Origin of the sequence: Paraburkholderia sp. GAS348, from assembly GCF_050434205.1 — a bacterium.
Taxonomy (GTDB): domain Bacteria; phylum Pseudomonadota; class Gammaproteobacteria; order Burkholderiales; family Burkholderiaceae; genus Paraburkholderia.
Window position 1 is genome coordinate 465,558 of the sequence record NZ_JBNPVT010000004.1, and the last position, 22,394, is coordinate 487,951.

A 22,394-nucleotide genomic window follows, 5' to 3' on the forward strand; every position below is an offset into this window, starting at 1 on the left:
GCATGAAACTCGACCTGAAGATTCTCGATGCGCGCATGCGCGACCAACTGCCGGCCTACGCGACCACCGGCAGCGCGGGCCTCGACCTGCGCGCCTGCCTCGACGAACCGTTGACGCTGAAACCCGGCGAAACCGCTCTGGTGCCAACGGGTCTGGCGATTCACGTCGCCGATCCCGGCTATGCGGCGCTGATTCTGCCGCGTTCGGGCCTGGGCCATAAGCATGGGATCGTGCTGGGGAACCTGGTCGGCCTGATCGATTCGGATTACCAAGGTCAGCTGATGATCTCGACGTGGAACCGCGGCGAGACCGCGTTCGTGCTGAATCCGATGGAGCGCCTCGCGCAACTCGTGATCGTGCCGGTCGTGCAAGCCGAGTTCAATATCGTCGATGATTTCGAAACCAGCGAGCGTGGCGCTAGCGGGTTCGGCAGTACAGGGAAGCATTGAAGCGAGCATCGGCGCGCCATGTCCGCCCGTGGCGACGGCGCGCCTGGTCGACACATTTCGCGCCGGCTCCCGTTCCGCCGGCCTGGGCGCGGTCCCTTGTTCCGCACATGATTCGTCGCAGGCGTCGCGCAGCGGCCACGACTCTCGACGACACTCAACAGCACCCAATCTTCCGCATCGACACCGGCTTGCCGTTCGCAGGCATGCCCTGTCTTCGCACGCTCGAAATGCGACACATCCAGGCGCATCCTGCGACGCTAAGCTCTTTTGAAGTGCACCCACAAAAAACTACAATCGATCAATAGTTCGTCGTGTGGCGGCTGTCGTGACGTCGGGCGAGACTCAAGGCGATAGTGCATCAAATGTCTTCGCCACGGACATCGAACCCGCTGCCCAACCAACTAACCCGCAGGAGTCAAATCAAGCAAATCACGTCTCGTCGTGATTATTTCGGATGACGAATCAGATCGAATTCACGCAGAAATCCTTTCACCCATTGAGGCGGATAGATTGCTCCCGACTGTCATGAGCCGAAACGTCTCGTTGGTCAGCTTTTGCCTGGAGATAGTATGAAAGTCCTGTATGACGCAGTCGTAGGCGCAGGTGCCGGTCAGTATTACGGCACCATCGTTGTTTCCGGCCTCAAGTACGAAGACGGAACCCCCGTCAACGTCCGTCAGTTCCTTTCGATGAATTTCACGTCGCCGGCCGCCGTGGCCGACACAGACATCAACGGGACGTTTATGTCGTGGGTCCAGGTGACGCCCCATGTTGGTTCGACGCAGATCGATACAACCACCTTTTCAGTCTCGGCTCAACTCGATTTTGCTGAAGCGCACACGATGGATCCGCGCGATCAGTTCACGATCGGGATAAACGGCGATCTGACCCACAATCCGGATGCTTACCTCAACTCATTTGTCATCGCGGCCGACGCGGCGCCCGACGTGAACGGCAGCGTGTCTGTCGATTGTGCAGCCCCTCCCGACTCGGCCTTAGCCGGCTTTCCGCCAGTGCTTACCTTCAGCCTCGGCAGTCAGCGATCCGATCTCACGCTCAGTTATGGCAAGACGACCAGCGTCGCACTGATGCAGGGCGCCTATTCGGTCAGCGGCAATGACATCTGCACCGACGACGAGACCGTCAGCGCACCACTGATCATTGCGCCGACGCAGGTCACCGTAGCGCCCAATCAGACCGCGCCGGTTTCCGTCACTTTCGGCCCCGTACAGCGATACTCCGCCCTGGATATCGCCATCGGCGCGCTGAGCGGCCTTGCGACAGAGACACTTGACGTCGTCGTCATCGACCAGGCAAGCGGCCAAACCCTGGCTTCGTTTGCTGCCGGCATCAACAGTTCTACGCAGTTACGCAAACTTCCGGCATCAGGCACTGCACTGATTCAGATCGGCAACATTGCGCTGAACAATACTAAGTATTCCTTTTCAACACCGGCTGTCGAGTTGAAAAATATGCTTCACGAGGTTCTTATCGACGATTCAATGGTGCAAACCGCGCCTGTCGATACGACCGGCTACGTCAGGGTTCCCGTCAATATCACGGCTGAAAAAACCGTGACCCGGCAAATTACGCTGCGCCTGTCCAGCGAGAGCATGAGCTACACGCAAACGGTGTCTGTCAGTACCCAGAAAACCGCCTTCAGCGCGCCGGTGAAACCGGGCACGTACTCGGTTCGCGCGGACGATTTCGTCTCCGGCGGTACGGTCTTTGCAGTGAGCGTAGCCAATACGCTCGTCGTTGCTGTTGACGGCAGCACGGCACTCGACCTGTCCATCGATGCGTCCGCAAGTCTCAACGTGCCGGGCTTTCCTGCTTTCCTGTCGTTCGGAGGATGCGCCGATCTCACACCGGGTAATCAGGCCGATTTCGTCGCGGCACGTGCGTCGTCTCTGTTCAACTACGCGGGCTTCGACGGCGCCGGCGACGACAACACCTACCTCACCGACGATCAATCCACCAGGCAGGCGATCCAACTCGCGAGGAATGTCGAAGCAGCGCTAGACAACGGACAGACCGTGCTTCCGGTGATGATTTCGTACACGTGCAATCTGTCGCTCGGCAATACGCCGGGGATGCTCGCCAATGCCGATCAGCACGCCCACAGTTTCGCGAATTTCATCCTAGCGCTGAATCTCGCCAACGGTACGATCGATGCCGCCCATCCGGTGCCGGCCGGCTTTATCGTCAACCCCGACTTCCTCGGCGCCTGCCAGCAAGCGGGCTTTGGCGCGAGTTACGGAATGCCGGTGCGCGCGCCGCTGCAAACGGCACTCGACCACTGGTCGGTCAAAGCCGTCATTCCCGCGACCGTGACCGAAGACATACGCGGTTACGTCGAGGCGGTGAACTGGCTGGTCCGTACCGTTGCCCCGAAAGTTGTGTTCGGCTGGCAAATCAACCTTTGGGGCGTCGGCTATTCGGAGTGGATCTATCAAGATAACGATCCGGCCACCTTCGCCCAACAGACGGCAGCGTACGTGCAGGCGCTGGAGGTCTACAGCGGTCCGAACCCGCCCGACTTCCTCGCCATCGACCGCTATGAAGCGGACGACTTCACGCAACGCGCTTATGTGAACGGCTACTGCTACAGTCCGCGTGAATGGGATCGGTTCTTCGACTTTTGCAAGACCGTCAGCCGCGCGCTCAAGGTGCCGGTGATGCCCTGGCAGATTCCCGCGAGCCGCACGCCAGCCACCACGGACGAGGTCTACGCGGATTTCGACAGCCAGCATTGGGGAAGCGGTGGCAGCTATATGCTAGGCGACCCCGCGATCGGATCGGATTATCACAACATCAATCCGACTATCCTCGCGCTCGAATTCCCGACGCCTTTCCAGACCTACATGGGTAAGACCGTCGAAGATCTGTTCGCGCATGCGGAACCGTTCGACATCTCCGGGCCGGCGTATGGCGATTTACCAGTACGCGGCATCTTTGCCGTGCTGCTTGGCGGCGGTTCCACCACCGGCATCATCGCCACAGTCGGCAATCCGGAGCCGTGGGTGCGCGACAAGCTGAACGCGTACATGGCGGCGCCGATTGGCTTCGATAGCGCGTCATCCCGTCCGCGCATCCATACGAAACCGCGCCAGCCGATTAAGAGTTGAGCAAACGTTCCGGGCACGCGGCCGGAACGCAAAAAGCAGAACGGCGCGGGGTTTAACCCGCGCCGTTCTGCTTTCAGAGCAACGACTGAAATTTACCCGCCTGACTTACTCGACCTCAACCGCTTCCGGATTCGGATTGCGCGGCGCCGGATGTTCGTCGAAGGTCAACTGCACCTTGTCTTCCGCATCCACGTCGACCGTCACGCGACCGCCGTTCATCAGCTTGCCGAACAGCAGTTCGTCGGCCAGCGCGCGACGGATCGTGTCCTGGATCAGACGCTGCATCGGCCGCGCACCCATCAACGGATCGAAACCGTGCTTGGCGAGATGCTTGCGCAGCGCGTCGGTGAAGAGCGCATCGACCTTCTTCTCGTGCAACTGATCTTCCAGTTGCATCAGGAACTTGTCGACCACGCGCATGATGATTTCTTCATCCAGCGAGCGGAAGCTGATCGTTGCGTCCAGACGGTTACGGAACTCCGGCGTGAACATGCGCTTGATGTCGACCATTTCGTCGCCGGTTTCCCGACGATTTGTGAAGCCAATCACCGCCTTGCCCATTGCCTCGGCGCCCGCGTTCGTCGTCATGATGATGATGACGTTGCGGAAATCCGCCTTGCGGCCGTTGTTGTCCGTCAGCGTGCCATGGTCCATCACCTGCAGCAGCACGTTGTAGATGTCCGGATGCGCCTTCTCGATTTCGTCGAGCAGCAGCACGCAATGCGGCTTCTTCGTGACGGCTTCAGTCAGCAAACCACCCTGATCGAAACCGACATAGCCCGGTGGCGCGCCGATCAAACGGCTCACCGCATGGCGCTCCATGTATTCCGACATGTCGAAGCGGATCAGCTCGATCCCCAGCGTGAACGCCAGTTGCTTCGCCACTTCCGTCTTGCCGACGCCCGTGGGGCCGGAGAACAGGAACGCACCGATCGGCTTGTCCAGCTTGCCCAAGCCCGCACGCGCCATCTTGATCGCGGCCGACAGTGCGTCGATGGCCGGGTCTTGCCCGAACACCACGCTTTTCAGATCGCGATCCAGCGTTTGCAGCTTGCTGCGATCGTCTTGCGACACGCTTTGCGGCGGGACGCGAGCAATCTTCGAGATGATTTCTTCGATCTCGTTCTTGCCAATGGTTTTCTTCTGCTTCGACTTCGGCAGGATGCGTTGCGCCGCGCCAGCTTCGTCGATCACGTCGATCGCCTTGTCCGGCAGATGACGATCCGTGATGAAGCGTGCCGACAATTCAGCCGCCGCCGACAATGCACCCGACGAATACTTCACGCCGTGATGCTCCTCGAAGCGGGACTTCAGCCCGCGCAGGATCGCCACCGTCTGTTCGACGGTCGGTTCGGTCACGTCGACCTTCTGGAAACGGCGCGACAAAGCCGCGTCTTTTTCGAAGATGCCGCGATATTCCGTGAACGTGGTCGCTCCGATGCACTTCAGCGTGCCCGACGACAACGCCGGTTTCAGCAGATTCGACGCGTCCAGCGTGCCGCCCGACGCGGCGCCCGCGCCGATCAGCGTATGAATTTCGTCGATGAACAGAATCGCGTGCGGACGTTCCTTCAATTCCTTGAGGACCGTTTTCAGGCGTTGCTCGAAGTCGCCACGATACTTGGTGCCGGCGAGCAGCGCGCCCATGTCGAGCGAATACACCTGCGCATCCGCCAGAATGTCCGGCACTTCGCCGCGCGTAATACGCCAGGCGAGCCCTTCGGCGATCGCGGTCTTGCCGACACCGGCCTCACCGACCAGCAGCGGATTGTTTTTGCGCCTGCGGCACAGCACCTGCACCACGCGCTCGACTTCCGACTCGCGCCCGATCAGCGGGTCGATGCGGCCGTCTTTCGCCATCTGGTTCAGGTTCTGCGTGAACTGGGCGAGCGGCGTTTCCTTCTGCGCGGCGGCTTCGTCGGACTCGGCATTCGCGTCGCTCGCTTTCGCGGCGTCCGTGCTGCTCGTCTTGGCGATGCCGTGCGAGATGAAATTCACCACATCCAGACGCGTCACGCCCTGCTGCTGCAGGTAGTACACCGCATGCGAGTCCTTCTCGCCGAAGATCGCCACCAGCACATTCGCGCCGGTCACTTCCTTCTTGCCGTTCGAGGTGGATTGCACATGCATGATCGCGCGCTGGATCACACGCTGGAAACCCAGCGTGGGCTGCGTGTCGACGTCATCCGTGCCAGGCACGGTAGGCGTGTTGTCATGAATGAAGTTGCGCAGGTTCTGGCGCAGATCCTCGATATTGGCCGCGCATGCACGCAACACTTCCGCGGCCGTTGGATTGTCCAACAGTGCCAACAAAAGATGTTCGACCGTGATGAACTCGTGCCGCGCCTGGCGTGCTTCCATGAACGCCATGTGCAGGCTGACTTCCAGTTCCTGGGCAATCATGCTTCCTCCATCACACACTGCAGCGGATGCCCGGCCTGCCGTGCGTGGGTAACGACTTGCTCGACTTTGGTCGACGCGATGTCCCGCGTATAGACCCCACAAACTCCCCTGCCCTCGCGATGCACCTTCAACATGACCTGAGTTGCGGTTTCGCGATCTTTATTGAAATATTCCTGCACGATCATCACGACAAATTCCATTGGCGTGAAGTCGTCATTCAGCAGCACCACTTTGTACATGGAAGGCGGCTTCAGCTTCTTTTCCTGCCGCTCCAGTACGGTGCCGTCCTGCTTGTCCGGGATAATCGCCATACACCCATTCTAAACAACTAGGACAGGCCCGCAATCCTGTCAAAACCCGGCCAACCGGCCGGTAAGCCCGTTCGCTACCGTCTGATGGGTGATTACCCCCAAAAGCGTTGCGTCATTCGACGAGCCGATTGCGGAGCCGGCCCCTATCCAGTGATGCGTCGCAGCCGTGCTGCGCCGCAGTCGGATCGAGTATCGCACAACCTGCCAATGCTGGCTGGGGCACCGGCCCGGCCAGCTGACGGTGCGCGACCCGCAGAACAGCATGTGAGTCGATTATGCGACTTTTCAAGACGGCTCGCTTGGGCAACCGCACATAACAAAACAAAAGCCGGAAAAACCCTGGAAAACGCCTGTTTGCAACGCGACAACGGCATCTCAAAATCTTCTTGACACTCGAATAAAGAGCCCCAACAATCAAGCTGGCACTTTTTTCACTGAGCCATAATTCGAAAAAATGCCGATGGTGAGCTTGTGAGGAGGGAGCGGCTGCATCGCGCGGTCGTCGAGCTTTTCGAGGGCTCGTGGTAGTGACATGAGTTACAGGGGAAGTTGGAATGGCAACTGGTACGGTCAAATGGTTCAATGACGCAAAAGGTTTCGGATTCATCACGCCTGACGAAGGTGGTGAGGATCTGTTTGCACACTTCTCGGCCATCCAGATGAATGGGTTCAAGACCCTCAAGGAAGGTCAAAAAGTAACCTTCGAGGTCGTGCAAGGCCCGAAAGGCAAACAGGCATCGAACATCCAGGCACCTGCCTGAAACAGTTCGTTACCCGTCCTTTGAAACCCGGCTTCATGCCGGGTTTCTTTTTTGGGCGTGTGCCGCTAATTTGCCGCGCGAACGTCGTCGCGCAGTTCACATTGTCCGTGGCCTGAAAGGCCATGATCGACGCACGCCCGCCACGCGATCGACCCACCAGCGATGCCTGACATTCGTCCGGGATCGCACTGGCCAACTCCCCGGGTATTAGCCTCGTTTTTGCCGACCGCGAGTTAGTTCAGAACCGTCGTTTATACATCCGCCTGCCAGTTGATTCAACATAAGTAGCGATCCCCAATTTCGAGTCTCCTTTACTGGAGCCCCTCTACGGCTTGGGAGAATCGGAAGCCAATCTTGAAAAGGCGATGGTATGGATCAACTGCCTTCCATCGGATCGACGGAGCACGCAGCGCGCAATGCTCAGGGCGGCACAATCAGACGGCGCGAGTGCGGTGCGAGGCAGCGCGCCGGTGACAAGAGCGGGGATGGAACGTCAGGCTGCGGCCATGCGCTCCGCGGCGTCGCGGTACGAGGTGAAACAAAAATAACCTCGGCAGGTCGTTGATCTACCGAGGTTATTGATTCGGGCCGAGACGCCCGGAGATTCGCCTACATATTTTCGATCAGCACCTGACCAAACCCTGAACAGGACACTTGCGTCGCGCCTTCCATCAAGCGCGCGAAGTCGTACGTCACCCGCTTTTGCAGAATCGACTTTTCCATCGACTTGATGATCAGGTCGGCCGCTTCAGTCCAGCCCATGTGACGCAGCATCATCTCAGCCGAGAGAATTTCCGAACCCGGGTTCACGTAGTCTTTGCCAGCGTACTTCGGCGCAGTGCCGTGCGTGGCTTCGAACATGGCGACCGAGTCCGACATGTTCGCGCCCGGCGCAATCCCGATGCCGCCGACTTGCGCGGCCAGCGCGTCCGACACATAGTCGCCGTTCAGGTTCAGCGTGGCGATCACGTCATATTCGGCCGGACGCAGCAGGATCTGCTGGAGGAATGCATCGGCGATCACGTCTTTCACCACGATGTCGCCACCCGTTTTCGGGTTCTTGATCTTCATCCACGGACCGCCGTCGATCAGCTCCGCGGCGAATTCCTTCTGCGCCAGCCCATAACCGTAATCGCGGAATGCGCCTTCCGTGAACTTCATGATGTTGCCCTTGTGCACCAGCGTGACCGAGCGGCGCTCGTTGTCGATCGCATACTGGATCGCCTTGCGCACGAGGCGCTCCGTGCCTTCGCGCGACACCGGCTTGATACCGATCCCCGAGGTTTCCGGGAAGCGGATCTTCTTCACACCCATTTCTTCGCGCAGGAACTTGATGACCTTCTTTGCCTGTTCCGACTCGGCTGGCCATTCGATGCCGGCATAGATATCCTCCGAATTCTCGCGGAAGATCACCATGTTGGTCTTCTCAGGCTCACGCACCGGCGAAGGCACGCCCTTGAAGTACTGCACCGGCCGCAGGCAAACATACAGATCGAGTTCCTGGCGGAGCGCGACGTTCAGCGAACGGATGCCGCCGCCAACCGGCGTGGTGAGCGGACCCTTGATCGAGACGACGTATTCCTTCAGCACCTGCAGCGTTTCTTCCGGCAGCCACACGTCCGGGCCGTACACCTTGGTCGACTTCTCGCCGGCGTAGATTTCCATCCAGTGGATTTTCCTCTTGCCGGCATAGGCCTTTTCTACTGCGGCATCCACCACCTTCAACATCACCGGTGTGATGTCGAGGCCCGTACCGTCGCCTTCGATATATGGAATGATCGGCTGGTCGGAAACGTTGAGCGAGAAATCTGCGTTGACAGTGATCTTGTCACCGCCGGTAGGAACCTTGATGTGCTGATACGGCATGATCGGACTCCAGTGAAGACTGTGCTGAAAGCTGATGGGAGACTGCGGAAACTGGGTGCTCCTCGCTACGCGCAATGCCGGACGCCCGCGAGCGGCCTGGTCGCCTATTCTAGCCCACGCCGGCGCAGCAACGAGGCCGTAACGGCTCGGGGTTTTCCAACATTGTCTAAAATCAACAACCAGCAAGCCGCTTATTCTTATGTCTTATACAAGACATAAGAATTGCAGCGACTCGTTATGCCTTATTATTTCGCCATTTACTATCGGGCCAACGCCTCCCCGCCCTGCGTGCCACGTCCCCGCCGCAACGGCGCCGCTCGACCTTCATCGATTCCCTTATGCGACTTCTCGCCCTGAACAAACCGTTCGGCACCATCTGTCAGTTCTCGCCGCACGAAACGCGGGCGTCGCTGGCCGACTGGGTGAAAGTGCCCGGCGTCTATCCGGCGGGCCGGCTCGATTCCGATAGCGAAGGGCTGCTACTCCTCACTGACGACGGTGCCCTGCAAGCGCGCATCGCGGAACCGCGCCACAAACTTGTCAAACGTTACTGGGCGCAAGTGGAAGGCGCGGTCGATGATGCCACGCTGAAGAAGCTCGCGCGCGGCGTCGATCTCGGCGATTACGTGACGCGCCCCTGCCGCGCTGACTACGTCGAGCCGAGCGACTCGCTATGGGCCCGCACACCGCCGATCCGCTATCGCGCCGCGATTCCGACCACGTGGATCGAATTGTCGATCACCGAAGGCAAGAACCGTCAGGTGCGACGCATGACCGCTGCGGTCGGTTTTCCGACGTTGCGCCTCGTGCGCGCCGGCATCGGCGCACTCGATATTTTTTCTCTCGGACTTCAACCGGGAGAGTGGGTTGAATTGCCGCTGAAGGCGCCATGGGAAGGCATCATCTGAACCTGTTAGCCTGCGCGCCATGCCCGAACTGAACCTGCATCAAAACAGTATTCTGAACCGTGGCAAAAAAGCTAACTCGTTGTATCCGCAAACAAATTAGCGCGTGAAACCAATATAAAAAACGCGTGAAACAATTACGCCCGCGATCGCCGCACAGCCACTCATTTGCATCAGCACCCCGGCATATAAATTTTCCGCAAAAATCACGTCAACCGGTGCGCGAGCTCACGCGTTATTCGACGCAGATGCCGCCCGAAGCTATCCGGCATTCAGCCTTAAGGGCCTTTGCACAAGCCGCATGCGCGGTAAGTACGGGGAGTCTGAGCGCTAAGCAGACGCGTCGAAAAATTTGTTCGATGCGGCTGTCAACCGAAAGGTGGATGGCACGTTTACCGACATGACTCTACATATAACCGGGTCATTTGGTTAATTAACTCAAGCTGAGGATTCACAAAATGAACAAACTGATCGCCGCTCTGGTCGCTGGCCTCTTCGCAACGGCAGCATTCGCACAAGCTTCGGCTCCGGCAGCAGCTTCGGCAGCTCCGGCAGCAGCAGCTTCGTCGGCAAAGAAGACCACGAAGCACGCTCACAAGAAGGCGCACAAGAAGGCAGCAGCAGCTGCTGCAGCTTCGGGCGCTTCGGAGTAAGTTTGTTGTAAAAACGCAGTCAAGAACTAGCTTCATTGCCGTTCTTACGGCGTTGAAAGGCAGATCACCGCAAGGCGATCTGCCTTTTTGTTTTTGACGCGCTCGCGTAACATTCGCGGGTTAATTTCCAGCAAGGAGTCATGCCGTGCGATTTCCCATGCGCTCGTTGGTTGCGCGTTTCGCTGTTGCCGTTGTATTGCCGCTCGCCGCGATGTCGTTCGCCGCGACCACCGCCGCCCCCGCTCATGCACAACAGATGCCGGCCGGCGCAAAGCAGCCCGGCGACTTTCCGCGCGCGAAGCTGACGGCGGGCATGTTCGTGATCGACGCAGCCGTCGCCGGTAACGACGCCGACCGCGAACAAGGTCTGATGTATCGCACGACTCTCGCGCCGAATGAGGGCATGTTGTTCGTCTTCAACGAAAACGCCGTGCATTGCTTCTGGATGAAGAACACGTTGATCCCGCTGTCGATCGCTTTCATGCGCGCCGACGGCACAGTCACCGACATCGACGAAATGCAGGCCGAGACCACCAACAATCACTGCCCGAAGAACAACGGCGTGTATGCATTGGAAATGAGCAAGGGTTGGTTCTCGTCGAAAGGCATCAAACCGGGGATGAAAATCCAGGGGTTGCCGGCCGCGCAATAAAAGCACGCCGACCACCGCAACGCCCGCCGCTCCTTCAGCGGCCGCTTTTCAGAAAAGCCGGCGCCCATCACCAGGGCACCGGCTTTTTTTTGTGTTCCGCGTGGTGCGGGCCATCCACGGAACCGCGCAGCAGAGGTCCGCGCCGCGCCGTGAGCCCATACCAGCAGGCCGTCACGCGCGGCTGGCAAGATTCCTGCAAAAGACAGGCCGACGCGCTATCCTAGTATTCTTAGCACAGCAGCACCCAGGCTCCCCGGGCAGCACAGGCTGCCGCCCGGCAAGCGTTTCAGGCGCGCCATTTCAAGGAGGTTCACGTGCCCCGCAAGACTCCCATCGAGCGCTACCGGAATATCGGCATTAGCGCCCACATCGACGCCGGCAAAACCACCACCACCGAACGCATCCTGTTCTACACAGGCGTGACCCACAAGATCGGCGAGGTTCACGACGGTGCTGCGACGATGGACTGGATGGAACAGGAGCAGGAGCGCGGCATTACCATCACGTCGGCGGCGACCACCGCCTTCTGGAAGGGCATGGCCGGCAACTATCCTGAACACCGGATCAACATCATCGACACCCCGGGCCACGTCGACTTCACGATTGAAGTGGAACGCTCGATGCGCGTGCTCGACGGCGCATGCATGGTGTACGACTCGGTCGGCGGCGTGCAGCCGCAGTCCGAAACCGTGTGGCGCCAGGCGAACAAGTACAAGGTGCCGCGCATTGCGTTCGTCAACAAGATGGACCGTGTCGGCGCGGACTTTTTCCGCGTGCAGCGGCAGATCGGCGATCGCCTGAAGGGCGTCGCGGTACCGATCCAGATTCCGGTCGGCGCGGAAGATCATTTCCAGGGCGTGGTCGACCTCGTCAAGATGAAGGCGATCTACTGGGACGAAGAGAACCAGGGGATCAAATTCGAGTACCGCGACGTCCCGGCGGAACTCGCGGCTACCGCGAAGGAATGGCACGACAAGATGGTCGAGGCCGCCGCTGAAGCCAGCGAAGAGCTACTCGACAAGTACCTGCATGGCGGTACGCTGACCGAAGAGGAAATCAAGCACGGCATTCGTGTGCGCACCATCGCCAACGAGATCGTGCCGATGCTGTGCGGCAGCGCGTTCAAGAACAAGGGCGTGCAGGCCATGCTCGACGCGGTGATCGACTATCTGCCGTCGCCGGTCGACATTCCCGCCATCACGGGCCACGACGAACACGACAAGGAAATCGAGCGTCATCCGCGCGACGACGATCCGTTCTCGGCACTCGCCTTCAAGATCATGACCGACCCGTTCGTCGGCCAGCTGATCTTCTTCCGCGTGTATTCGGGCGTGGTGAATTCGGGCGACACCGTCTACAACGCGGTCAAGGAAAAGAAGGAACGCCTCGGCCGGATTCTGCAGATGCATGCGAACGAGCGCAAGGAAATCAAGGAAGTCTACGCGGGCGACATCGCCGCGGCAGTCGGCCTGAAGGAAGCGACCACCGGCGACACGCTGTGCGATCCGCAGCACGTGATCATTCTCGAACGGATGATCTTCCCGGAACCGGTGATTTCGCAGGCCGTCGAGCCGAAAACCAAGGTCGACCAGGAGAAGATGGGTATCGCGCTCAATCGTCTGGCGCAGGAAGACCCGTCGTTCCGCGTGCAGACGGACGAAGAATCTGGCCAGACCATCATCTCCGGAATGGGCGAGTTGCACCTGGAAATTCTGGTCGACCGGATGAAGCGCGAGTTCGGCGTCGAGGCGACCGTCGGCAAGCCGCAGGTTGCTTACCGCGAAACGGTGCGCAACAAGATCGAAGATGTCGAAGGCAAGTTCGTCAAACAGTCGGGCGGCCGCGGCCAGTACGGCCACGCGGTGATCACGCTCGAGCCGGCGCCGCAAGGCAAAGGCTACGAGTTCGTCGACGCAATCAAAGGCGGCGTGATTCCGCGCGAATACATTCCGGCCGTCGACAAGGGCATTCAGGAAACGCTGAAGGCTGGCGTGCTGGCGGGCTATCCGGTGGTCGACGTGAAAGTGACGCTGACCTTCGGTTCGTACCACGACGTCGACTCGAACGAAAACGCATTCCGCATGGCCGGTTCGATGGCGTTCAAGGACGCGATGCGCAAGGCCAAGCCGGTGCTGCTCGAACCGATGATGGCCGTCGAAGTGGAAACGCCCGAAGACTTCATGGGCAACGTGATGGGCGACCTGTCGAGCCGTCGCGGCATGGTGCAAGGCATGGAGGACATCGCCGGCGGCGGCGGCAAGCTGGTGCGCGCCGAAGTGCCGCTCGCGGAGATGTTCGGCTATTCGACGTCATTGCGCTCGGCAACACAAGGCCGCGCGACGTACACGATGGAGTTCAAGCACTACGCTGAAACGCCGAACAACGTCGCGGAAGCCGTGATCAACGCAAAGCATAAGTAAGCACCACGGGTTGCAACAGCCCATCTGCTGCGACCCGCACTGCAACGAAGGCAGACAGCAAAAGGCCCGTCCCCTGTGTGATGGGCCTTTTTTTCGTGCGTGACGCGGCTTACGGCGGCAGGCAACACGCGCGCTTTTGAACGTGCAAAAATGCCAGACGGCGCCGTGCCCAGCACCCGGACGGCCGCCCACGAGGAGACACATCATGAGCCAGGATCACGAACACCCGCATTACAAGGATGAGCATCCCTCAGCGCCGATCGACTGGCGCGAGCACGGCGTCAAGGTGATCAAGGGCGACCAGCTCGACAGCAATACCGCGCAAACGCCGGGCATGAACCGTGCAGCGGCGATCAACGCGGCGCGCGTCGGCGCGCAGAAAATCTGGGCCGGCACTGTGACGATTCATCCGAATGCAAAGACCGGCGCGCATCATCACGGCGCGCTCGAAAGCGTGATCTACGTCGTGCGTGGCCAGGCACGCATGCGCTGGGGCGAGCGTCTGGAGTTCACGGCCGAAGCCGGCCCGGGCGACTTCATCTTCGTGCCACCCTACGTGCCGCATCAGGAGATCAACGCGAGCACCGACGATCCGCTCGAATGCGTGCTGGTGCGCAGCGACAATGAAGCGGTGGTGGTGAATCTGAACATCGACGCGGTGGAAGCACCGGAAACGGTGTTCTGGGTCGATCCGATTCACAAGCATCCGCACGATCACTAAATCCCGCTTTGCCGTGCCCTCGCCAGCCGGCTACGGTTGCCAGGTCAATCCAACTTGCCTGGCTAGGCGAATCGATAAGGTTTCCGCGGCTTCAGCGGCGCATCGGCTTCAGCAGCGCATCGGCGCACCGGCGATTCCCGCGCTGCGGCATCGTGCACATTGCGTGGACCATGCGAGACAAGCCGCCGGCCGTTGTCGTGACGACACACACCGGCCCTTTTATGCACCAAACCGGAACCGGACCGCGCCGCAGGCGCTCCGAACCGGCAGGCAATCGCTTACACTGAAACCGCTTTTCAGCACCGCAGCTCACTGCAGCTTTTCGTCATTGCAATAAGCCGCCCTGTCGCGCACATCCGGCGCGGCCCTTCAGAACCGACAGCAGAACGGACTGGACACTCCATCAATGAAGACTCCCGCGGACCGATCTCCCGAACTCGACCTAGCCCGCCATACCGCCGACGCCTACGGCAACCACGCCATCGACGAATTCATCGCCGGCCGCGTCACGCGCCGCGATCTGCTGCGCTATGCGAGCGTGATCGGTTTGTCGCTGGTTGGCGGCGGCGTGCTGAATGCGCCGCGAGTCCGCGCGCAAGGCGCACCGGGCCCGTCTAACCAGACAATCCGCGTGGCCCATCTGACGCCGGCCGGCGCGGTCGATCCGCTCACCGTGACCGATGCCGCGAGTCTCGCGCTGCTGAATCAGACCGGCGAATTCCTGATCGACGACGACGGCGAAAAGCTCCTGCTGAAGCCGGCGCTTGCCTTGTCGTGGAAGCCGAACGACAAGGGCGACGTGTGGACCTTCACGCTGCGCCCGAACGTCAAATTCCACGACGGCCAGACCTTTACCGCCAAAGACGTCGTCGCCACCTTTGATCGTCTCGCCGATCCGGCGAGCGGTTCGGCTGCGCTCTCGGTACTCAAGGGCGTGCTGTCGAAAGGCGGTGCGAGGGCGGTCGACGAGCACACGGTCGCCTTCCATCTCGATGCACCGAACGGCAACTTCCCGTACTACGTTTCTTCGGACAATTACAACGCCGTGATCCTGCCCGCGAACTATGCGGGTGGTTATGAAAAGAGCTTCATTGGCACCGGTCCGTTCAAGCTCGAAAAGTATCAGGCCAAGGTCGGCGCATCGTTCGTGCGCAATCCCGACTACTGGGGCGACAAAGCGTTACCGCAACGCGTACAGTTCTCGTTCTATGCCGACGAACAGGCGCAGATGCTCGCGCTGCAGGGCCATCAAGCCGACGTGATGGGCACCTTCACCGTGCAGGGCGGCGCCGGCATTCTGAACAATCCGGACTACAAGGCAATCGGCGTGAAGTCGAGCGCGCATCGCCAGATTCATATGCGCAACGACAATCCATTGTTCAAGGACAAGCGCGTGCGCCAGGCGCTAGCGTTATCGCTCGATCGCGACGTGCTGGTGCGTGGGCTGTTCAAAGGCCGCGCGCAACTCGGCAACGACAGCCCGTTCGCACCGGTATTTCCGTCTTCCGATGCGGGTGTCCCGCAACGCAAGATCGGCATCGCGAAGGCGAAGCAACTGCTTGCGCAAGCGGGCATGCCGAACGGTTTCGACGTCACGCTGACCACCGAAAAGTACATGGAGATCCCCGATCTCGCGGTGGTCGTGCAGAACGCGGCGAAGGCGATCGGCGTGCGGATCAACCTGAAGGTGGAAAGCCAGTCGCTGTACTACGGCGCGGGTACGCCGGGCAAATCGGATTGGCTCGACTCGCCGCTCGGCATCACCGATTACGGTCATCGCGGCGTGCCGAACGTGTTCCTGAACGCGCCGCTCACCAGCACCGGCACGTGGAACGCCGCGCACTTCAGGAACCCGCAATACGATCAACTGGTCGCGCAGTTCGTCGCGGCGGTCGACCTGGGCACGCAGAGGAAAATCGCCGGACAGATCCAGACGCTGCTGCTCGACGAAACGCCCGTGATCATCCCGTTCTTCTACGATCAACTGATCGCCATGCGCAAAGGCGTGAACGGCGTGCGCTTCACGGCGCTCGCGCAACTCTATTTCGACCGCGCAGTGTTGAGCGCGTAATGTTGAACGCAAAAGCCGTTGAACGAAAATGCCGTTGAACGCCAAAGCCGGCGAATGCAAAGGCCATTGAACGCATGAGCGCACGGCGCTTCTTCGGCAGGAGCTCACGATGTCGACCACGGTGAACCCTTCCACGTCCCCGGTCTCGAGCGGCAACGCGGGCCGCATCGCGCGATTTCTGGCGACGCGGGTCGGTTTGTCGTTGATTACACTGTGGCTGCTGTCAGTGATCGTGTTCGCGGGCGGCCAGTTGCTGCCTGGCGATATCGGCCGCGCGGTGCTCGGGCCGCTCGCCGATGCGCGCGCGGTCGCCGCGCTCAATCATCAGCTCGGCGCGGACCGGCCGCTCATGACGCAATACGTCGAGTGGATCTCGCATTTCGTGCGCGGCGATATGGGGCTTTCCTATGCGTACCGTGAACCGGTCGGGCCGTTTATCGCCGACGCACTGGTGCATTCGGCCAAGCTCGGTCTGCTCGCGTTTGTCGTCGTTGTGCCGCTCGGCATTGCGGGCGGTGTGTGGTCGGCCATGCACGCGGGACGCTGGCTCGATCGCACCATCAGCATCGCCGGCTTGTCGGCGACCGTGGTGCCGGAGTTCGTCTCGTCGATCGTGCTGATTCTGGTGTTCGGCGTGTGGCTTCGTTGGCTGCCGACCGAAGCCTCGTATCCGCCCGAAGCAGGCGCGCTCGAACAACTGCGGCATCTGATTTTGCCGGTGCTGCCGCTGGTGCTGGTGTTCTTCGGCTATATCGCGAGGATGGCACGCGCGGGCACCGTCGAAGCGCTCGATGCGGACTACACCCGCACGGCGATCCTCAAAGGCTTGCCGCGCCGTACCGTGATCTGTCGGCACGTATTGCGCAATGCGCTGCTGCCGACCATCACCGTCGCCGCGACGCAGCTCGGCTATATGATCGGCGGTCTCGTGGTGGTCGAGACACTGTTCCACTATCAAGGTATCGGTTCGTTGATCTACAACGCCGCCAAGGCGAAGGATTTTCCGATGCTCGAAGCGGGCGTGCTGACGATCGGCGTGGTCTACACCGTCGCCAATCTCCTCGCCGATGCGCTGCATGTCCTGCTCAATCCACGGTTGCGAGTGAGGAGCGCCGAATGAACACCATCGTTCCGCCCGCCGCGCCGCCTACGCCACGTCCGGCTACCGAGCCGCGCTTCGGCCCGTTGCGCATGCTGCTGCGCTCGCCCACATTTTTGGTCGGCGCGTTGATCGTGGGATGGTGGATCGTCTGCGCGATCGCCGGGCAATGGATCGTGCGGATCGACCCGTATGCATCCGATCCGCTCAACTCGCTGATGCCGCCCGACAGCACGCATTGGTTCGGCACCGATCAGCTCGGCCGTGACGTGTTCTCTCGGGTAATCGTCGGCGCGCGCGACATCCTGACCATCGCGCCTTTGGCGACCCTGCTCGGCACGGTCGCGGGAACGGCCCTTGGGTTGATCGTCGGCTACTTCGAAGGCTGGGTCGACAACGTCGTGGGCCGCGCGATCGACGCCGTACTCGCGCTGCCGCTCGTGATTGTCGCGTTGCTCGCGCTGGCCGCGGTCGGCGCATCGAACTTCACCGTGATCTTCGTGATCGGCATCACCTTCACGCCGATCACCGCACGTACGGTACGCGCCGCCGTATTCGCCGAACGGCATCTGGACTACGTCGCCGCTGCGCAACTGCGCGGCGAACGCGCGCCGTACATCATGTTCGCGGAGATCCTGCCGAATGTGCTGCCGCCGATCATCGTCGAGGCGACCGTGCGGCTCGGGTATGCGATTTTCGCGGTCGCGACGCTGTCGTTTCTCGGCTTCGGTATTCAGCCGCCTTCCGCCGACTGGGGGCTCGCGCTGTCCGAGTCGTACACGCTGATGGCGGGCGGTGCGTGGTGGACGGTCGTATTCGCGGCCGGCGCGATCGCCTCGCTTGTGGTCGGCGTGAATTTGATCGCCGATAGCGTGCAAGGAGTGCTCGACCGATGAACGGCCCGCCGCCCGCCTCGTTCCCTGCCTTCGACGTCTCGAAGAGCGATCGCATGGATGCGCTGTCTGTGGTGGGTCTGACGGTCACGTACCGGATGCGCGGACGCGATCGTGAAGTGCTGCAGGACGTATCGTTTCGCGTGCGGCGCGGCGAAGCGTACGGCCTCGTCGGCGAATCGGGCTGCGGTAAATCGACGGTCGCGATGGCCGCGCTGCGTTATCTGCCGCGCAACGGCAAGGTAAAGGCAGGCAAGATCATCATTGCCGGCCAGGACGTGCAGAAGCTCGACGCCGACGCGTTGCGCACGATGCGTGCGAACGCGATTTCGATGGTCTATCAGGACCCTGGGCGGGCGTTGAATCCTTCATTGACGATCGCGCGGCAAGTCACGGAAGCATTCGAAGCGGCCGGTGTCCCACGTGACGAAGCAGTGCGGCGCACGGTCGAAATACTGCAGCGTGTGCGCATCGCTTCACCCGAGCGCGTGATGGGCAGCTATCCACATCAGTTGTCGGGCGGCATGCAGCAGCGCGTGGTCATCGCGATGGCGCTTGCCTCGAACCCGGCCTTGCTGATTCTCGACGAACCGACCACCGGGCTCGACGCCACCGTCGAAGCCGAAGTGCTCGACCTTGTGGCGCAACTGCGCAAAGAACTCGGCACGGCCGTGCTGTTCATCAGCCACAACCTCGCGGTGATCGGGCGGATGTGCGAGCGCGTCGGCGTGCTGTATGCCGGCAAGCTGGTCGAGGAAGGCGCAACCCAGGACGTGTTCGCGCGGCCGCGTCATCCCTATACGGTTGGACTGCTGCGCTGCTTGCCGAGCGCGGGGCGCAGCAAGGACACCGAGCGGCTCGACACCATCGCGGGTCATCTGCCCTTGCCGGGCTCGGTCACCCAGGGCTGCATTTACGCTGACCGTTGCCGTCTCGCCGATGACCGCTGCCGCCGTGAAGCGCCGCCGCCTTATCGCGTGAGCGCCGCGCATGGCGATCAGATGTCGCGCTGCCATTATCACGAACGCGCAATCGAACTGCCGCGTGCGGCTGCTGACGCATTGCCCCAGGACGACGATGGGTTGCGTGACAGCGAGCGCCCTGCTCTCGTGCTGCGTGCGGAAAAACTCTCGAAGACATTCCACGTATCCGGCGCCCCGCTGCGCGCAGTCGACGACGTATCGATCGAACTCGCCAGTGGCGAAACGCTTGGCCTCGTCGGCGAATCCGGCAGCGGCAAAACGACGCTCGCGAAACTGATGCTAGGCCTGCTCACGCCGGACGCGGGCAGCGTGCTCGAACTCGACGGCACGCCGCTCGCCGCGCGCGTCACGCGACGCAACGACGAGCAGGTCAAGTCGCTGCAGATCGTGTTCCAGAATCCGGACTCGGCGCTCAATCGCGCGCATTCGGTGAGGCGGCTGATCGGTCGTGCGTTGTTGCGCCTCACCGCGCTGCGAGGCGCCGCAATCGACGAACGGCTCGCCACACTGACGGCGGCGGTGCGTTTGCCCGAGCGCTATCTCGGCTCGCGCACACGTCAATTGTCCGGCGGACTCAAGCAGCGCGTGGCGATCGCGCGCGCGTTTGCCGGTGAGCCGCGCGTGGTGGTCTGCGACGAACCCACTTCCGCGCTCGACGTCTCCGTGCAGGCCGCGATTCTCAACCTGCTCGCCGATCTGCAGCGCGAGCGCGGCGTGAGCTACGTGTTCATCTCGCACGATCTGCACGTGGTGCGCTATCTGTCGGATCGCATCGCGGTGCTGTACCTCGGCCGGCTGCTGGAGATCGGACCGGCAGCTGCAGTCTTTGGCGGACCGCACCATCCCTACACCGAAGCGCTTTTGTCTTCAGTGCCGACGCTGGGCGCCCACGACAGCCGTGCCCGCATACGCCTGTCCGGCGATCTGCCGAGCGCCGCATCGCCGCCGTCCGGGTGCGTGTTCCATACGCGCTGCCCGCGCAAACTGGGAGCGATCTGCGAACAGCAAGACCCGCCCTTCCTCGAAGCCAACATCGGCAGCGCTGGCCAGCCGTCGGTACATCGTATCCGCTGCCATATCCCCTTCGACGAACTGCGCGCGCTGCAATCGGCCTCGCGCGACAACACCGGCGAGGCCTCCGGCAACGGTTCTGAAAACACACCGGAAAACGCTGCGCGCAACGAATAACGCGCAATAACGCGGCTTTCCGGCCATGCGTTTCATCGTCGAAACGTTTTCATGCGTTTTTCGCTCGCGGGCATTGCAACCCTCTACTCGACACCGCCGCCGCAAGGTTTTGCGGGCAATGGCATGGATATCGCTGGCTAGCAGTTGCCTGCTTCCCGGGTAGGGGGCCCCCGAACCCTACCCGTCACTAACGACATCATTCTGTATCCCGTCCGCAGTCCCCCGGCAACGGCGGTGATGTCTCGATCCCCCGGTCGAGCGTCACCGCCCGAGGCCGGTCGAAGTCGGCAGCACTCGCAGGCGGTCCGGCAAAACGGCACGCACCGCCGCGAACCGCTGACGAACGGTTCTTGCGCACGTTTAAAACCAGAACAATCGATCGCGTCGCGCGTGACCGGAACCAAACCGAAGCGATTGCCTCATATCAGATTCAACGTTCGATATGAGGGCATCACAACATGCAACGAAACGTCCCCCACGCCATGGCGCGCACGGCCACCGGCCTGTTGATGGTCACCGCTCTGGGCCTCGCATCGCTCGCTCATGCGCAAACCCCGGCGCAAACCCCGGCGCAAACATCGGCTACGTCGGCCCAGCCGCAGCCGCCAACCCTGTCGCAAGCCGCCCCGCCGGTCGATCCCACCTTCTCTGCCTATTCACTCGCGCAAACCTGCAAACAGAAAAACGACAACGTCGCGCAAGGTCAATGCGTCGGCGCGATCCGAGGCATCATCCACGGCTATCAGTACGGTGTGCTGTTCCTCGGTCAGCGCGCGTCGTTGCCGCCCAACGAAACGCAGCGGGTGTCGCTGTGTTTGCGCAATACGCAGGTCTCGTCGATCGTCGACGAATTCGTCACCGACGCCGCCCAGGTCAACGAAGATTCGCTCAGGCACACGCCCGCTGAAGTCGCCGTCCTGGGATCTGTGCACATGCACCACGGTTGTAACTAATGACGCTGGCGCAGCGAGCCGCAGCGGCGCAGGTGCGCCGCCGCCACCGCCGGCTGCAATTCGCTAACGGCCGCCACCGCGCTTACAGCATTTCGAGTGGCCGCTTGCTGCGTGGCGGTTTGAAATAAGTGTCGATGGCAGCGAGTTCATGAGCGCCGAGTTGCAGTTGCAACGCCCCATGGTTGTCGCGCACATGCTCGACGCGGCCCGCTTTCGGAATCGCAAACACGCCGGGCTTTTGCAACACCCACGCTAGCGCCACCTGAAACACCGAAACGCCGTGTGCGTCGGCGATGTCATCGAGCGGTGAGCGCTTCGGCAGGCGCGCGTGATCGACCGGGCTGTATGCCATCGCCGGCATCTTGCGCGCGGCGAGCCATGGCAACAGGTCGAATTCCGGTCCGCGGCGCGCGACGTTGTAGAGAATCTGATTGGTCGCGCATGCCTCGCCGCCGGGCGTGGCGACGAGTTCGTCCATATCGTCCGTATCGAAGTTGCTGACGCCCCAGTGGCGAAGCTTGCCTGCCGTGCGCAATGCCTCGAACGCCGCGACGGTTTCCGCAAGCGGCACCGAGCCGCGCCAGTGCAGCAAGTACAGATCGAGCCGATCCGTTTTCAGGCGCTTGAGGCTCTGCTCGCAGGCAGCGATGACACCGCGCCGGCTTGCGTTATGCGGGTACACCTTGCTGACGAGAAATACCTGATCGCGCAGCCCCGCCAGCGCTTCACCCACGAGCGATTCGGTGGTGCCGTCGCCGTACATTTCCGCCGTGTCGATCAGTGTCATGCCCAGTTCGATGCCGGAACGCAGCGCGGCGATTTCCGAGGCGCGGCGCGCCGGCTGCTCGCCCATCTCCCAAGTACCCTGCCCCAGTTTCGGAATGCGCTCGCCGTCGGGCAGACTTACGCTTGCGATATCGGTCGTCATGCTTTCTCCT

General features: G+C 61.3%; 17 protein-coding genes. 13 read left to right on the forward strand and 4 right to left on the reverse strand.

All coding sequences use genetic code 11. From position 1 onward, the window contains the following. Nucleotides 1-2 precede the first annotated feature (2 nt). Together dut and P3T22_RS10185 are read left to right on the forward strand one after the other, a co-directional pair. Nucleotides 3-449 carry a dUTP diphosphatase gene (gene dut / locus P3T22_RS10180; RefSeq protein ID WP_063497129.1) on the forward strand — a complete coding sequence of 149 codons (447 nt, stop codon included), beginning with the start codon at nt 3-5 and terminating at the stop codon, nt 447-449. Between the two features lie 569 nt (nt 450-1,018). Beyond that, nucleotides 1,019-3,577 carry a hypothetical protein gene (locus P3T22_RS10185; RefSeq protein ID WP_429324878.1) on the forward strand — a complete coding sequence of 853 codons (2,559 nt, stop codon included), beginning with the start codon at nt 1,019-1,021 and terminating at the stop codon, nt 3,575-3,577. A 105-nt stretch (nt 3,578-3,682) separates the two neighbouring features. On the opposite strand, the gene clpA is transcribed toward P3T22_RS10185, so the two are convergent. Together clpA and clpS are read right to left on the reverse strand one after the other, a co-directional pair. Then, nucleotides 3,683-5,980, reverse strand: coding sequence for an ATP-dependent Clp protease ATP-binding subunit ClpA (clpA, locus tag P3T22_RS10190; protein WP_063497131.1), 2,298 nt, complete (start codon nt 5,978-5,980; stop codon nt 3,683-3,685). Next, nucleotides 5,977-6,291, reverse strand: a complete 315-nt coding sequence (gene clpS, locus P3T22_RS10195; protein ID WP_006050100.1) for an ATP-dependent Clp protease adapter ClpS — start codon at nt 6,289-6,291, stop codon at nt 5,977-5,979. Before clpS ends, clpA begins: the two co-directional genes overlap by 4 nt. A 554-nt stretch (nt 6,292-6,845) precedes the next feature. Between clpS and P3T22_RS10200 the strand changes: the two genes are divergently transcribed. Next, nucleotides 6,846-7,052, forward strand: a complete 207-nt coding sequence (locus tag P3T22_RS10200) for a cold-shock protein (protein WP_007180614.1) — start codon at nt 6,846-6,848, stop codon at nt 7,050-7,052. A gap of 609 nt (nt 7,053-7,661) precedes the next feature. Here the strand turns inward: P3T22_RS10200 and icd are convergent. Further along, a complete protein-coding gene (gene icd / locus P3T22_RS10205) occupies nt 7,662-8,918 on the reverse strand; it encodes an NADP-dependent isocitrate dehydrogenase (protein WP_063497142.1) in 1,257 nt (418 codons plus the stop codon). Between the two features lie 338 nt (nt 8,919-9,256). On the opposite strand from icd, the gene P3T22_RS10210 reads away from it, so the two are divergent. The 10 genes from P3T22_RS10210 to P3T22_RS10255 all read left to right on the forward strand — a co-directional run bounded on the left by P3T22_RS10210 (nt 9,257) and on the right by P3T22_RS10255 (nt 21,456). Beyond that, nucleotides 9,257-9,826: a pseudouridine synthase gene (locus P3T22_RS10210; protein ID WP_063497143.1), complete on the forward strand. Its 570-nt coding sequence runs from the start codon at nt 9,257-9,259 to the stop codon at nt 9,824-9,826. 455 nt (nt 9,827-10,281) lie between these two features. Further along, the gene (locus P3T22_RS10215; protein ID WP_063497144.1) at nt 10,282-10,476 is read left to right on the forward strand and encodes a hypothetical protein; all 195 of its coding nucleotides are present in this window, start codon (nt 10,282-10,284) and stop codon (nt 10,474-10,476) included. A 145-nt stretch (nt 10,477-10,621) separates the two neighbouring features. Beyond that, nucleotides 10,622-11,128 carry a DUF192 domain-containing protein gene (locus P3T22_RS10220; protein ID WP_429324879.1) on the forward strand — a complete coding sequence of 169 codons (507 nt, stop codon included), beginning with the start codon at nt 10,622-10,624 and terminating at the stop codon, nt 11,126-11,128. A 314-nt stretch (nt 11,129-11,442) separates the two neighbouring features. Continuing rightward, entirely contained in the window at nt 11,443-13,548 is a 2,106-nt protein-coding gene (fusA, locus tag P3T22_RS10225; RefSeq protein ID WP_063497146.1) for an elongation factor G, read from the forward strand. A 205-nt stretch (nt 13,549-13,753) separates the two neighbouring features. Then, entirely contained in the window at nt 13,754-14,269 is a 516-nt protein-coding gene (locus P3T22_RS10230) for a cupin domain-containing protein (protein WP_429324880.1), read from the forward strand. A 406-nt stretch (nt 14,270-14,675) separates the two neighbouring features. Then, on the forward strand, nt 14,676-16,340 hold the full coding sequence (locus tag P3T22_RS10235; RefSeq protein ID WP_429324881.1) for an ABC transporter substrate-binding protein: 1,665 nt from the start codon (nt 14,676-14,678) through the stop codon (nt 16,338-16,340). Between the two features lie 109 nt (nt 16,341-16,449). After that, the gene (locus P3T22_RS10240) at nt 16,450-17,460 is read left to right on the forward strand and encodes an ABC transporter permease (RefSeq protein ID WP_063497149.1); all 1,011 of its coding nucleotides are present in this window, start codon (nt 16,450-16,452) and stop codon (nt 17,458-17,460) included. Then, a complete protein-coding gene (locus tag P3T22_RS10245) occupies nt 17,457-18,335 on the forward strand; it encodes an ABC transporter permease (protein WP_429324882.1) in 879 nt (292 codons plus the stop codon). Before P3T22_RS10240 ends, P3T22_RS10245 begins: the two co-directional genes overlap by 4 nt. After that, nucleotides 18,332-20,503 carry an ABC transporter ATP-binding protein gene (locus P3T22_RS10250; RefSeq protein WP_429324883.1) on the forward strand — a complete coding sequence of 724 codons (2,172 nt, stop codon included), beginning with the start codon at nt 18,332-18,334 and terminating at the stop codon, nt 20,501-20,503. Before P3T22_RS10245 ends, P3T22_RS10250 begins: the two co-directional genes overlap by 4 nt. Before the next feature lie 458 nt (nt 20,504-20,961). Beyond that, a complete protein-coding gene (locus P3T22_RS10255; protein WP_063497152.1) occupies nt 20,962-21,456 on the forward strand; it encodes a hypothetical protein in 495 nt (164 codons plus the stop codon). Nucleotides 21,457-21,538: 82 nt separating this feature from the next. On the opposite strand, the gene P3T22_RS10260 is transcribed toward P3T22_RS10255, so the two are convergent. Beyond that, nucleotides 21,539-22,384 carry an aldo/keto reductase gene (locus P3T22_RS10260; protein WP_063497153.1) on the reverse strand — a complete coding sequence of 282 codons (846 nt, stop codon included), beginning with the start codon at nt 22,382-22,384 and terminating at the stop codon, nt 21,539-21,541. Nucleotides 22,385-22,394 lie beyond the last annotated feature (10 nt).

What these genes read in the sequence shown, in the direction of transcription:
- clpS (WP_006050100.1), bottom strand. Translation starts at nt 6,291, where the DNA reads ATGGCGATTATCCCGGACAAGCAGGACGGCACCGTACTGGAGCGGCAG.
- clpA (WP_063497131.1), bottom strand. Translation starts at nt 5,980, where the DNA reads ATGATTGCCCAGGAACTGGAAGTCAGCCTGCACATGGCGTTCATGGAA.
- dut (WP_063497129.1), top strand. Translation starts at nt 3, where the DNA reads ATGAAACTCGACCTGAAGATTCTCGATGCGCGCATGCGCGACCAACTG.
- P3T22_RS10260 (WP_063497153.1), bottom strand. Translation starts at nt 22,384, where the DNA reads ATGACGACCGATATCGCAAGCGTAAGTCTGCCCGACGGCGAGCGCATT.
- P3T22_RS10245 (WP_429324882.1), top strand. Translation starts at nt 17,457, where the DNA reads ATGAACACCATCGTTCCGCCCGCCGCGCCGCCTACGCCACGTCCGGCT.
- P3T22_RS10255 (WP_063497152.1), top strand. Translation starts at nt 20,962, where the DNA reads ATGCAACGAAACGTCCCCCACGCCATGGCGCGCACGGCCACCGGCCTG.
- icd (WP_063497142.1), bottom strand. Translation starts at nt 8,918, where the DNA reads ATGCCGTATCAGCACATCAAGGTTCCTACCGGCGGTGACAAGATCACT.
- P3T22_RS10215 (WP_063497144.1), top strand. Translation starts at nt 10,282, where the DNA reads ATGAACAAACTGATCGCCGCTCTGGTCGCTGGCCTCTTCGCAACGGCA.
- P3T22_RS10250 (WP_429324883.1), top strand. Translation starts at nt 18,332, where the DNA reads ATGAACGGCCCGCCGCCCGCCTCGTTCCCTGCCTTCGACGTCTCGAAG.
- P3T22_RS10185 (WP_429324878.1), top strand. Translation starts at nt 1,019, where the DNA reads ATGAAAGTCCTGTATGACGCAGTCGTAGGCGCAGGTGCCGGTCAGTAT.
- P3T22_RS10230 (WP_429324880.1), top strand. Translation starts at nt 13,754, where the DNA reads ATGAGCCAGGATCACGAACACCCGCATTACAAGGATGAGCATCCCTCA.
- P3T22_RS10240 (WP_063497149.1), top strand. Translation starts at nt 16,450, where the DNA reads ATGTCGACCACGGTGAACCCTTCCACGTCCCCGGTCTCGAGCGGCAAC.
- P3T22_RS10235 (WP_429324881.1), top strand. Translation starts at nt 14,676, where the DNA reads ATGAAGACTCCCGCGGACCGATCTCCCGAACTCGACCTAGCCCGCCAT.
- P3T22_RS10210 (WP_063497143.1), top strand. Translation starts at nt 9,257, where the DNA reads ATGCGACTTCTCGCCCTGAACAAACCGTTCGGCACCATCTGTCAGTTC.
- P3T22_RS10200 (WP_007180614.1), top strand. Translation starts at nt 6,846, where the DNA reads ATGGCAACTGGTACGGTCAAATGGTTCAATGACGCAAAAGGTTTCGGA.